General features: G+C 39.5%; 13 protein-coding genes. 4 read left to right on the top strand and 9 right to left on the bottom strand.

Going from position 1 to position 11,652, the window contains the following annotated elements; translation table 11 throughout:
- Positions 1-85 precede the first annotated feature (85 nt).
- From efp to VB797_RS02140, 3 genes are all read left to right on the top strand, one after another.
- The gene (gene efp, locus VB797_RS02130; RefSeq protein ID WP_323235970.1) at positions 86-643 is read left to right on the top strand and encodes an elongation factor P; all 558 of its coding nucleotides are present in this window, start codon (positions 86-88) and stop codon (positions 641-643) included.
- A 135-nt stretch (positions 644-778) separates the two neighbouring features.
- A complete protein-coding gene (accB, locus tag VB797_RS02135) occupies positions 779-1,297 on the top strand; it encodes an acetyl-CoA carboxylase biotin carboxyl carrier protein (RefSeq protein ID WP_323235971.1) in 519 nt (172 codons plus the stop codon).
- A gap of 68 nt (positions 1,298-1,365) precedes the next feature.
- Complete coding sequence (locus tag VB797_RS02140) at positions 1,366-1,710, top strand: metalloregulator ArsR/SmtB family transcription factor (protein ID WP_323235972.1); 345 nt, start codon at positions 1,366-1,368, stop codon at positions 1,708-1,710.
- A gap of 377 nt (positions 1,711-2,087) precedes the next feature.
- Here VB797_RS02140 and VB797_RS02145 read toward each other — a convergent pair whose 3' ends face one another.
- Both VB797_RS02145 and proS read right to left on the bottom strand, forming a co-directional pair.
- The gene (locus tag VB797_RS02145; protein WP_323235973.1) at positions 2,088-2,717 is read right to left on the bottom strand and encodes a GerMN domain-containing protein; all 630 of its coding nucleotides are present in this window, start codon (positions 2,715-2,717) and stop codon (positions 2,088-2,090) included.
- Between the two features lie 408 nt (positions 2,718-3,125).
- The gene (proS, locus tag VB797_RS02150; RefSeq protein WP_323235974.1) at positions 3,126-4,943 is read right to left on the bottom strand and encodes a proline--tRNA ligase; all 1,818 of its coding nucleotides are present in this window, start codon (positions 4,941-4,943) and stop codon (positions 3,126-3,128) included.
- A 396-nt stretch (positions 4,944-5,339) separates the two neighbouring features.
- On the opposite strand from proS, the gene VB797_RS02155 reads away from it, so the two are divergent.
- Positions 5,340-6,728 (top strand): 1-acyl-sn-glycerol-3-phosphate acyltransferase, encoded by a 1,389-nt coding sequence (locus VB797_RS02155; RefSeq protein WP_323235975.1) that lies wholly within the window; start codon positions 5,340-5,342, stop codon positions 6,726-6,728.
- 110 nt (positions 6,729-6,838) lie between these two features.
- Here the strand turns inward: VB797_RS02155 and VB797_RS02160 are convergent, their stop codons facing one another.
- From VB797_RS02160 to cysE, 7 genes are all read right to left on the bottom strand, one after another.
- The gene (locus VB797_RS02160; protein ID WP_323235976.1) at positions 6,839-7,375 is read right to left on the bottom strand and encodes a (2Fe-2S) ferredoxin domain-containing protein; all 537 of its coding nucleotides are present in this window, start codon (positions 7,373-7,375) and stop codon (positions 6,839-6,841) included.
- Between the two features lie 300 nt (positions 7,376-7,675).
- Positions 7,676-7,879, bottom strand: a complete 204-nt coding sequence (gene nifT / locus VB797_RS02165) for a putative nitrogen fixation protein NifT (RefSeq protein ID WP_323235977.1) — start codon at positions 7,877-7,879, stop codon at positions 7,676-7,678.
- The gene (locus VB797_RS02170) at positions 7,879-8,154 is read right to left on the bottom strand and encodes a nitrogen fixation protein NifZ (RefSeq protein ID WP_323235978.1); all 276 of its coding nucleotides are present in this window, start codon (positions 8,152-8,154) and stop codon (positions 7,879-7,881) included. The genes nifT and VB797_RS02170 overlap by 1 nt, the downstream gene beginning before the upstream one ends.
- Entirely contained in the window at positions 8,141-9,280 is a 1,140-nt protein-coding gene (gene nifV / locus VB797_RS02175) for a homocitrate synthase (protein WP_323235979.1), read from the bottom strand. The genes VB797_RS02170 and nifV overlap by 14 nt, the downstream gene beginning before the upstream one ends.
- Before the next feature lie 415 nt (positions 9,281-9,695).
- A complete protein-coding gene (locus VB797_RS02180) occupies positions 9,696-9,893 on the bottom strand; it encodes a DUF2949 domain-containing protein (RefSeq protein WP_416350828.1) in 198 nt (65 codons plus the stop codon).
- A gap of 180 nt (positions 9,894-10,073) precedes the next feature.
- Complete coding sequence (locus VB797_RS02185) at positions 10,074-10,316, bottom strand: Asr1405/Asl0597 family protein (protein ID WP_323235980.1); 243 nt, start codon at positions 10,314-10,316, stop codon at positions 10,074-10,076.
- On the bottom strand, positions 10,316-11,038 hold the full coding sequence (cysE, locus tag VB797_RS02190; protein ID WP_323235981.1) for a serine O-acetyltransferase: 723 nt from the start codon (positions 11,036-11,038) through the stop codon (positions 10,316-10,318). Before cysE ends, VB797_RS02185 begins: the two co-directional genes overlap by 1 nt.
- Positions 11,039-11,652: the final 614 nt, after the last annotated feature.

An 11,652-nucleotide genomic window follows, 5' to 3' on the forward strand; every position in this document is an offset into this window, starting at 1 on the left:
TCAATTTCCAATGAGGAATTATCCTATTTCTTCTATAGGGGGGTACAATAAATGCCGATTGTCTTCCCATCATTAAGAAAATGTCATGATTTCGAGTAACGACTTTCGATCTGGTGTCTCGATTGTATTAGATGGTTCGGTATGGCGAGTGGTAGAGTTCCTCCACGTTAAGCCAGGTAAAGGTTCTGCTTTTGTGCGGACGAAACTAAAAAGTGTTACGAGTGGTAATACTGTAGAAAAAACGTTCCGAGCTGGAGAAACGGTACCTCAAGCTACTTTGGAAAAAAGTAGTATGCAGCATACCTATAAAGAAGGTGATGATTTCGTCTTTATGGATATGGAAACTTATGAAGAAAGCCGTTTAACTTCTGCACAAATTGGCGATCGCGTTAAATACCTTTCTGAAGGGATGGAAGTTAATGTGGTTCGCTGGAATGAGCAAGTACTAGAGGTCGAATTACCCAATTCTGTAGTCCTAGAAATTGTGGAAACTGACCCCGGTGTAAAAGGTGATACCGCTACAGGTGGTACTAAACCCGCAACACTCGAAACTGGAGCAACTATTATGGTTCCTTTGTTTATTTCTCAAGGAGAACGTATCCGTATCGATACCCGTGACGATAAGTATATGGGTAGAGAATAACTACAACTTCAATTTATTTTTGGGAAAAACCATCTTGTCATCTTACTGCGGGGGGATATTTATCCCTACCGTTTTCAGAAAAGCTCATATATCGATTGATTATCTATAAACTGATTCTATGAGGACATTTTTACTGTGTCATTAGACTTTAACGAAATCCGCCAACTTTTAGCGACTATCGCACAAACGGATATTTCAGAAGTAAATATTAAAAGCGAAAATTTTGAATTAACGGTACGCAGGGGTGTTAGTTATCCGCATCAAATCGCATCAGAAGCAGTTGCAGTACCATCCGTTCCAATTAGCATTCCCGCTCCCGAAGTGTCGCTGACAGTAGAAAATCCAAGTCGCAGCAGTTCAGATAGTGGCAATGGAGGACAAAGTAATGCGACCTCTACGGCGAAAGATTCCAAATTAATAGAAATTTATTCACCGATGGTAGGAACCTTTTACCGCGCTCCTGCACCAGGAGAAGCGACATTTGTAGAAGTAGGCGATCGCATTCGTCGCGGTGATACGGTATGTATCATTGAAGCGATGAAATTAATGAACGAAATTGAAGCGGAATTATCAGGTAAAGTCATGGAAATTTTGGTAGAAAATGGTTCTCCCGTCGAATATGGTCAAGCTTTAATGCGAATAAACCCCGATTAAGTATTAATCTATATAACGAATGTGTAATTGTAAAAAAAGTTAGTGACCTTAGCGGCGGGTTAATTCTGATGAAACAAACGTTGCCTATACCATCAGATGTGGTGCAACAAATAGCTGAATACTTTAGTCTGTTGAGCGAACCGATGCGCTTACGGTTATTGCATCTACTTCGATACGAAGAAAAATGCGTCCAAGAACTCGTAGAAGCAACCCATACTTCTCAGGCAAATGTATCAAAACACCTCAAGGTAATGTGGCAAGCGGGAATTCTCAGCCGCCGCAGTGAAGGAACTTGTGCCTACTATCGTGTGGAAGACCAGATGATTTTCGATTTGTGTAACCAAGTTTGCGAACGTCTGGCCAGCAGGTTAGAACAACAAGCCCGCAGTTTTCGGGTTTTAAACGGTAGATGATCCGATTTTGGATTTTAGATTTTGGATTTTGGATTCTAGATTCTAAAAATCATTAAACCCCCGGATTTATTTACAATCTCAGGGGTTTAAAAATAATTGAATGGGGAATGGGTAATGGGTAATGGGGAATTGGTAATGGGTAATGGGTAATGGGAATTGGGAAAATAGCAAATACTAATAAATAAATTCAAACAAATTCAAATAAGAAGATTAATCGACAAAAGTAAAAAAACAATCAGCTTGAGATAAAAACAAATAGACCAGTCTGGAGGGGGTTTGGGGGACGCAGCCGTCCTCCCAATCGGGGGTTTGGGGGAGAATCCCCCAATTCCTTGGTTCAGATACGATTAATAACAGAAAATCCTTTTAACGCTTAATTAAAGCTCAAAGTTTTTCTTGTAATTATCGCGAGTGAGCGGCTGTTGCAACTCTAACCCTTCACCACCAAGCACTTCAATTTGTTTACCATTCAAGTCAAGGTAAACTTTAGCATTCGGATTTAAAGCTGTAGCAGTATAAACAACTTGTCCTACCCGACCAATCATGGAAGCGCTACCACCACCAAATTGAAAATCTTCCGATAAATTAACTCGAACTTCGTCCCCTTCAGCTTTAACACCTAACAATTTGGTTGCTTGAGGTATCGTAGAAGACCCACCACTTCCTTCTGTCGGTCCCGCTAATAAACGTTGAAAAGATGCTTCTAAAAACTCCGAAGGTTTATTAATATCTGCTTGGACTTGAACGCTTTGTGGTACTAACTGGAAATTGGTACCATCTTGAGTTTCCTGAAGCCAATACACCGTAGCAGTTTTTTCCTTAGCAACTTGCGGTGTTTCTACTGGATTTGGGTTCGGTGAAACGTTTACAATTGGGGGACCGTCAGGAGTCTCGCGGGGACTATTCATCGCAAAATAACCCACAACACCAGCAACTGCTACAGCCGCAGTCGCGATCGTTGCCGCTACACCAGAAGAAATACGATTATTTTTTGGTTGCTCTTTCATATGACACCTTTTATATTGGCTAGTACCTGTACCTGTGTGAGGGGCTTGGTAGACAACACCGATCGCTCTTATAAGCTTTTCTACGCTTTGTATATAACAGTTGAATTTCCACAAAAGCCGCCGAAAGGTTTCGACGGTCTTATGACTTAATTTTAGAATTCTTACCAGAAGTCCGTCACCTTCTACAGTCACGTAAATCTAATATGAAGATTAAGGTTTTTTCTATTCCTTACACGAATTGTGGCGCAACTTGTTCCTCATTTACAGTTACTAGGGTTTCAATTGACTTAATTTGTTTAACTTTCTTTTGGTTTAGCCCCGTCTCTACCCTTATTAACAAAGATTTTTGCTCATCTTCCGAACGTAATTAAATTTCAAGCAGCAATGGGAAATCGGCAATAGATGAATTCACTCATTTAAAATGCATAAAGCATCTTTTATCTTCTGCTTTAAAGTAGATACAACTTCATCGATGGCAATTTCGTAGGATTCGCTGCTTTTGCGCTCGACAACTTCAACTTTACCGTTAGCGATCGCCCTTCCGGTGACAATCCGATAGGGAATACCGATTAGATCGGCATCTTTAAATTTAGCTCCCGCACGTTCGCTTCTATCATCTAAAAGGGTTTCAATTCCGGCTTGATTTAATTCTGCGTAAAGTTTCTCGGCTACTTCCACCTGTTGAGCGTCCTTAATATTCGGAATCGTCACAATGGCATGATAAGGGGCAATTGCTACAGACCAAACAATCCCGTCTTCGTCGTAAGATTGCTCTACAGCCGCTTGAGCCATGCGCGAAACTCCCACACCATAACAACCCATCTCTAAGGGTTTGTCTTTACCTTGTTCGGTAGTAAAAGTTGCTCCCATCGCTTTGGAATATTTGTTACCCAATTGAAAGATGTGTCCGACTTCGATACCGCGAGCCGATTTCAAGGTTTGTTCTGCATTATGACAAGCGCGATCGCCAATTCTAGCTGTACGTATATCTACTACTAATTCTGGTAATTTAAATTGTTCTCCCCAGTTAGCCCCAACTACGTGATAGCCCGATTCATTCGCACCCGTGACAAAGTTTTTTAAATCCGCTGCGGTTTTATCTACAAAGCGTAAAAACTTGGGATGAACTTCTTTAGCAGCTTTAATATAATCATCGCCAATATCCGGAGCAATATAACCTAAAGGTAAAGGTTTGGTCGCCCACTTCTCTTGTGCTTCCGGACTGGGTACTTCTAAAGAGATAATAGTATTTGCTTTATAAGTTGAAGCTAACTTAGTTAATTCGTTATATAACTTAACTTCATTCACATCTTGGTCGCCGCGAATATTTACCAAGACTAATATAGTCGTACCGTTATCGTAAACTGCTTGATAAAGCACATTTTTGACAACTTGAGTAGAAGAACAACCGAGCATTTTGCAAAGCTTCTCAATCGTCTCGGTTTTGGGAGTTTCTCGTTTTTCGTAAGTTGTAAAATTAGAAGTTTCTGCGTCAGGGGCTAAAGAAACCGCTTTTTCCACGTTAGCAGCGTAATTTCCATCATCAGTGTAGAGAACTTCATCTTCCCCAGCTTCAGCCAACACCATAAATTCCGTAGAACCTGCCCCACCAATAGCCCCAGAATCGGCTTCTACAGCGCGAAATTGCAAACCACAGCGGCGAAACATATTGCTGTAGGCTTGATACATATCTTGATAAGTTTGTTTGAGGCTTTCTTCATCGGTATGGAAAGAATAGCCATCCTTCATAATAAATTCCCTACCGCGCATTAAACCGAAGCGGGGACGAATTTCATCGCGGAACTTAGTTTGAATTTGGTAGAGATGCAGCGGTAACTGACGGTAAGAGCGAATCGTATCCCGCGCAATAGTGGTAATTACTTCCTCATGAGTCGGGCCCAAAGCTAAATTTTGTTCGCGACGGTCAATAAGCGAAAACATGATACCTTCAGCCTTAGTATAAGTATCCCAGCGTCCCGACTCCTTCCATAAATCCGCAGGCTGTAACTGAGGTAAAAGACATTCCATAGCCCCCGTCGCGTTCATTTCCTCGCGAACAATTTGGGAAATCTTTTGCAAAACCCGCCACATCAACGGGAGATAAGCGTATATACCGCTACCGATGCGACGAATATAACCAGCGCGGATTAGTAACTTATGGCTGGGGATTTCAGCATCAGCTGGATCGTCCCTAAGCGTAACGAATAGCATTTTTGACAGTCGCATAATATCTCCCCTTTGCGGATTTGCGGATTTGTAGATTTGATAATCTATATTTTGATGCACTCAGAAAATATACTCAGGAAAGAGCTTTCTTGTAAACCTAGTGTTAAGCTGTTTCACATATAATTTGCACGGGTTTGTCCATCCTAAAAAAAATTAGATTATAACTGGTTTCTAGCAGACCGGCTGAGAACCCATCTTAGAAGGCTCTGTCTTCAGGAGAGTTACCTTAGTACTCGACCACATTAATTATGCTGGGTAAAACACATGACCCCTTAAAACTTATGTGGTGAAGTTAGAGGCAGAGCCTCTCGAAATGCATTCCCAGCCTGGAGGCTGGGAACGAGGAATAACTCCTATTCCCTATTTCCTACTCCCTCTCTTTAGGAGAAAATCACTTTGTCCCTCGATATTAACCAAGCACAGCCACCCCTAGAATTTATTCCTCCAGCGTTTAACCCGACTGTTTTACGAATTACCCAGTTGTTATTACCAGCTTGGATCAAATCGCTAACCATCATTAGTCAAATTGAAGCAGAAAACGTCAAAACTTTAGTAAAATTAATTGATGAATTTCAGCAGAAAAAAATTCGTTTTTTAATCGCATTTCGCCATCCTCAAACAGAAGATCCGTTTGCTCTAACTTACTTGTTTTCCCATATCGTACCCAAAATAGCGCGACAAGAAGGAATCAAGCTCAAGTATCCCCTTCACACCCATTTTATTTACGATCGCGGAATTCCTCTATGGGCTGGTTCCTATGTTGGCTGGTTTTTCTCACGCATGGGTGGTACCCCGATATATCGAGGAAAAGCCGATTGGACGGGGTTAAAGTCGGCGCGGAGTTTGTTTGCAGACGGGCTGTTCCCAATGGCTGCGGCACCGGAAGGAGCTACAAATGGACTGAGCGAGATCGTTAGTCCTTTAGAGCCGGGAATAGCGCAATTAGGCTTTTGGTGTGCGGAAGATTTGCACAAAGCCGGACGCAGCGAACAGGTTTTTATTCTACCAGTTGGGATTAAATATAGTTATACGAATCCGCCGTGGGAAGCGATCGCCAAATTAATCAGCGAGTTGGAAGCAGCCAGCGGTATACCTATAGATGAAAACGGCTACGATCCAGCTTTACCACAAGAAATGCTTTATCCCCGGTTAATTGGTTTAGCAGCACATTTATTGTCGGTGATGGAAGATTTTTACAAACGTTTTTACCGTTATTCATCTGAATTAAATATACCAGAAACGGAAACCAGCGATGGTAATGAAGCGATAACTGCACGATTGAAAGCATTATTAGATAGTGCTTTAAAAGTTTCCGAAGATTATTTTGATTTACAGCCAAAAGGTAACTTTAATGACCGCTGTCGTCGGGTAGAACAAGCGAGTTGGAACTATATTTTTAGAGAAGATTTTAAGGATATTAAAGCATTATCAACTATTGAAAAAAGATTAGCCGATCGAGTTGCTGAAGAAGCCAATTCAAGAATGTGGCATATGCGATTGGTAGAAAGCTTTGTTGCGGTGACGGGTAAATATGTCCGGGAAAAACCCACAGCCGAAAGGTTTGCGGAAACAACTTTGTTGATATGGGATATGGTGGCTCGAATTAAAGGTAGTAATCCGTTTAAGCGTCCGAAATTAGGTAAACAAAAAGTGAGAATTACTATTGGGGAACCGCTATCAATTTCCGATCGGTTTGCGGATTATAAAGCGAGTCGTAAAGCTGCGAGAATTGTGGTTGGGGATTTTACGAGTGATTTGCAAAAAGCAATGGAAGAGTTGGTGTGAGGAAGGGATTGGAGGTTTTTAAACGCAAAGGGACGCGGAGGGATGAAAGACGTTGCAGTGCAACGTCTCTACATTGGTTATTTGTTTTTACAGAAAAATCTTAAATATAATTAACTCAAGTGTTTTTCTAACATCGTCGCAATCACTTCTGGCTGAATTTTTCGATATTCTTTTTTACCCAACTTTAAAATACAATTAGGCGAACTGCAACATTTTAAACAGCCAGTATGCTCGATCGCAACTTTGTCATAAAGTCCTCTTTCGCGCAAAATCTTTTCCAATTCTGGTAAAATATTGTTACTACCTCTTTTGCGACAACCAGGCTTTTGACAGACTAAAATTTTGGGTTTACTTTTAGCTTCACTGCTTTGTTTGGGACAGGTTTCTGTTGGTTTTATCCCATAGACTTTTAATTTAGTTTTGCCAGTAGTTAAATTTAATTTAGTAACTCCAAAAACATTAATTTGCTTTCCAGGTGCTAAAAATGAAGCCGCATATTTGCGTAAAATTTTTGGTAGTTTGAGCTTAATTTCTCCAGTCTGAGTTATTAATTGTAAGTATTTTGCTTTTTCTAACTTGTCTCCCACAAAAGCAACAAACTCACCTTTCAAATTAAATTCGGATAAAGTCCGGTAATTATCACCCATATCAATTTTAGATTTTAGATTTTGGATTTTAGATTTTGGATTAAGTAAGTGAGTCAAATTAAATATAAAATCTTACTCGGATTCCGGCTTCCCTCTCCTTAATAAGGAGAGGGATTAAGGGTGAGGTTTTATCTTATATTTAATTACGCCTATCTACTTACCAACACGGAAAGATACTTCCGCGTCAATGGATTATGAATCTTTAAAAATTAAGAATTAGGAGTTAGGAGTTAGTAGAGATTATTGATTTACTACTTAGTTCCTATTCCCTATTAATTGTTAATTGTTCACTGCTCATTCTTATGAGAGTCTTTTAGCTTCTACTGTCTTAGGTAAATCTTTTGCTTCTGGAAAATCAGAAAATTCTAATTCCCAACCGTTTGCTAAAGTTAAGATTTGACCAGATTCCCCATCAGTTTGTTTAACAACTTCTTCTTCTAAGTCTTTTTTAGCGACGTATACGACTAAAGTACCGGCACCATTTTTACGTAACATTACTTTCATTATTGTTCAACTCTTTCTATAAGTTCTAATTCTTCTTTACGACAACCTATGACAATATCCTTGTCCATAAAACGGATTGCATAAACGTAAGCTCTTTGTAAATACGTGCCTATACTTATGACATAACCAACTTCTCCGGGATTAATTAAAACTTCTCCTAATTTTTTACCCGGATAAGTACCGTCGTTTTTAATTGGGTTGAGAATTTTGACTTTATCACTAAGTTCAAAAACTGGTGGTAAATCAAGTTCTAATTCTTCTTCATCTGAGTGCATGGGAATATTTACCCTGTTGTACTAACTCCAATACTTCTTTAGTAGTCAGACTACCTTTTTTCTCCACCGACATTTGACGCACTGCTTCTAAAACAGATTGGGTTTGTTCGGAATTGAGATTAATGCCGTTTTCTTCTAACACTTGAGACAATAAGTGTCTACCAGAATGTTTTCCTACTACTAAGCGTCTTTCCCAACCGACTTCTTCGGGACTGAATGGTTCGTAAGTCATCGGGTTTTGCAGCACGCTATGAGCATGGATACCTGATTCATGAGCAAAGGTATTTTCGCCCACAATTGCTTTCCAAGGTGGTACGCTACAGCGAGATGCGGCTGCTACCAATCGAGATAAATCGAGCAATTTTGGAGTATCGATACCTACATCCAAATGATAAATGCGTTTCAAAGCCATGACAACTTCTTCTAAAGCCGCATTTCCAGCCCTTTCACCTAAACCATTTACCGTTGTGTTCACAGTTAAACATCCTGCTTCGATACCTGCAAGAGCGTTAGCTGTGGCTAAACCAAAATCATTGTGGGTGTGGATTTCTACGGGAATCGCTAATGTTTGGACTAATTTTTTGACGCGATGGTAAGTAGCGAAAGGGTCGAGGACTCCTACCGTATCGCAAAAGCGGAATCTAGAAGCACCTAGTTCTTGAGCATACAAAGCGACATCCAACAAGAAATTTTTATCGGCTCTCGAAGCATCTTCTCCACCGACAGAAACCCAGAGTCCATTGTCTAAAGCAAAGTTAATGCTGTCTCTAAGCTGTTGTAAAGTAATCCGCCATTGTCCCTGAAACTTGGTGCTAATTTGAACCCCGGAAACCGGAATGCAAATATGTACCCGCTTCAATCCACAAGCCATACTTGCCTTGATATCTGAGATTACAGCACGATTCCAAGCTAAAAGTTTTGCTCGCAAATTCAAGTTAGCAATTGCTTGTATAGCGCGAGTTTCTTCTTCACCCATCGCTGGAATACCGACTTCTATTTCATGTACTCCAACATCGTCAAGAAACCTGGCGATCGCAACTTTTTCTTGTAAATTAAAAGCAACACCCGCAGCTTGTTCGCCATCGCGCAGCGTTGTGTCATTAATTAAGACAGGTAGTTGATTCATCTCCAAAAATACCTCTATGGGATTGTTATTAACACCCCTGAATGATTATGGTCAAAACTTTAAGTAAATATTAGAATGAATCATTTTGATAAATTGTCAATTATGAAAAAACATGATTACCTTTTTCATAGCGACCCATTCATCCTTAATTATTATTACTCAATGAATCAAATACTTTTGTATGACAAAGAACCAGATTTTGGTATCAATTAATAATTTTCTTACCCGGAATATCTTGCATTTCTCTAAGTAAAATATAGCTCATGTAACTTTTCGTTAATGTCGAAAAAATTAATAGGCTAATTCCAGCAATTAAAGTAGAAAACATATAAAATAGGGGATAGGTAATTGGGGATTGGGAATTGGGCATTGCAAAATATTTACTAATTACTGATTACTAATTCATAATTATTGTTTACTGCTTTTCCAACCAATCAAAAATTCTTTCTAACTGCTCAATGTCAACCAAACCATACTTCCAAAGTAGCATTGGCAAAGGTCCTTTATCTAAAGAGCTTTTTCGCACTGCGACAGAAATATCACAACTAGTAAGTAAAAGCTCCTTTTTTAAAAAATTTATAAATTCTGTATCGCTGTGAGGTGTTAGCATCATAGAAAAAGAAACCTCTTTTATAAAAATAAGAAACACGGCTCAGTTTAACTGACAAATTTTATAGTAAATGGAAAGCTTGTTACCTACCTTTTATATCTCAGGAAACCTTAATCGATATTGTATTCCTCTGGATTATCTCTATGTAATTAACAACGTAGAGACTAAGTAGGTACAAAGTTTTTAAAGCTGCCAACATCTTTGGAGCCAATCAATTAATGATGGTCGAGATGCGGTAAATTGAATTACAGTAGAGCGAAGTAAAATCGCTGCAACCGAGTTGTTTATTTGTACCTGCAAAGAACCATCTGACAAACAAGAACAGGGAATATTTAACTCTTGTAAGCGGTGGTAGATTTGCCAGCGTTGGTAACGTGGAATCTGCACAATTTGATGTACAGCATTAGAAGCCGGTGGAGGTAACATTATTGACGTTCCTTTGTCAAAAGCTCTTTGTGGGATACATCAATATTTAAGTTTTGCAATTGATTTTCTAAGTGTTCTACCCGTTGCAGTAACGAGCAAATTGCGGTAGCCTCTAAATCCGGAAGCTTTCCATGTTCCAAGGGTGAGAGACTAACATCTTGCTTGCGAGAAACTGGACGACCCGGTATTCCTACAACCGTGCAATCTGAAGAAACATCTCGCAACACAATCGAACCCGCACCAACACGAACGCGATCGCCAATTTGGATATTACCTAAAATCGCAGCACCAGCACCGACTACAACGTTTTTGCCGATAGTAGGATGACGTTTACCCGTTTCTTTACCAGTACCACCGAGAGTTACACCTTGATAAATCAGCGTGTAGTCTCCTACGATCGCGGTTTCACCAATGACAACTCCCATCCCGTGATCTATAAACACTCCTTCACCGATTTGCGCGGCTGGGTGAATTTCAATTCCACTCAATAATCGTCCGAGATGGGAAATCAAACGGGGAATCAAATTAATGTTACAACGGTACAACCAATGGGCTAAACGATGCAAACATAAGGCGTGAAATCCAGGATAGCAGAACAAGACTTCTAGCCAGTTAGTTGCTGCTGGGTCACGCTCGAAAATAATCATCCAGTCTTTTTGTAGAAGCTTCAGGAAATTGGTTCCGGGCTGATTGACGCTGACAGAAGTGTTTGCACCATCCATGTTTTTCGCGAATTGATAATTATCTGTCGTTCCGATTGTGGCATCGGTATGTGCTTTTTCTGCTTATATCAGATGACATTATCAATGCTCGCTTTGTGAGTATCGATTGGATTTATTGAATTTTATTAAATTGTACTCATTAGCCTTGAATCTAGACTATGACTAGATTAAAAATTATTTTTGGGTGTAGGGACTGGTATTTATAGGTAATGGTTCTAGTATTTATTAGGTACAGGTTTTATGATTAATGTACTCGCTAAAAAAATCCTCTGTAGCAATAATTTGAGCCAGTTTAAACTAAAATGCTGTACTCAAAAAAAACTTAAAGCTGTACTCAAAAAGCTATATCACCAAGTTAGTAAAGTAAATTTTTGTATATGCAGTTACTAATTATTGTATTGCGAACATAGTTCAAACAAACCAGTTATTTATTTTTTTTAAAGATTCTGTTTTTATTGTTGTTAATCGCTTTATTCGCAATCTCAAATCAATATAGGAATCCGGTTTAATTCGGGGAATAACTCGTAGGGACTAGGGAGTAGGGAGTAACTCTATATATCTAATTAATTGTTAATTGCAACCAACATTGATAACCACGGTGTGAGTATAATTCG

Source organism: Rivularia sp. UHCC 0363, assembly GCF_034931125.1.
Classification (GTDB): Bacteria; Cyanobacteriota; Cyanobacteriia; order Cyanobacteriales; family Nostocaceae; genus Rivularia.

Coding starts and splice junctions, on each gene's coding strand:
- VB797_RS02160 (WP_323235976.1), bottom strand. CDS start 7,375: ATGGGTGATAATTACCGGACTTTATCCGAATTTAATTTGAAAGGTGAG.
- nifV (WP_323235979.1), bottom strand. CDS start 9,280: ATGAATCAACTACCTGTCTTAATTAATGACACAACGCTGCGCGATGGC.
- nifT (WP_323235977.1), bottom strand. CDS start 7,879: ATGAAAGTAATGTTACGTAAAAATGGTGCCGGTACTTTAGTCGTATAC.
- efp (WP_323235970.1), top strand. CDS start 86: ATGATTTCGAGTAACGACTTTCGATCTGGTGTCTCGATTGTATTAGAT.
- VB797_RS02185 (WP_323235980.1), bottom strand. CDS start 10,316: ATGTTACCTCCACCGGCTTCTAATGCTGTACATCAAATTGTGCAGATT.
- VB797_RS02145 (WP_323235973.1), bottom strand. CDS start 2,717: ATGAAAGAGCAACCAAAAAATAATCGTATTTCTTCTGGTGTAGCGGCA.
- VB797_RS02170 (WP_323235978.1), bottom strand. CDS start 8,154: ATGCACTCAGATGAAGAAGAATTAGAACTTGATTTACCACCAGTTTTT.
- VB797_RS02180 (WP_416350828.1), bottom strand. CDS start 9,893: ATGATGCTAACACCTCACAGCGATACAGAATTTATAAATTTTTTAAAA.
- VB797_RS02140 (WP_323235972.1), top strand. CDS start 1,366: ATGAAACAAACGTTGCCTATACCATCAGATGTGGTGCAACAAATAGCT.
- cysE (WP_323235981.1), bottom strand. CDS start 11,038: ATGGATGGTGCAAACACTTCTGTCAGCGTCAATCAGCCCGGAACCAAT.
- proS (WP_323235974.1), bottom strand. CDS start 4,943: ATGCGACTGTCAAAAATGCTATTCGTTACGCTTAGGGACGATCCAGCT.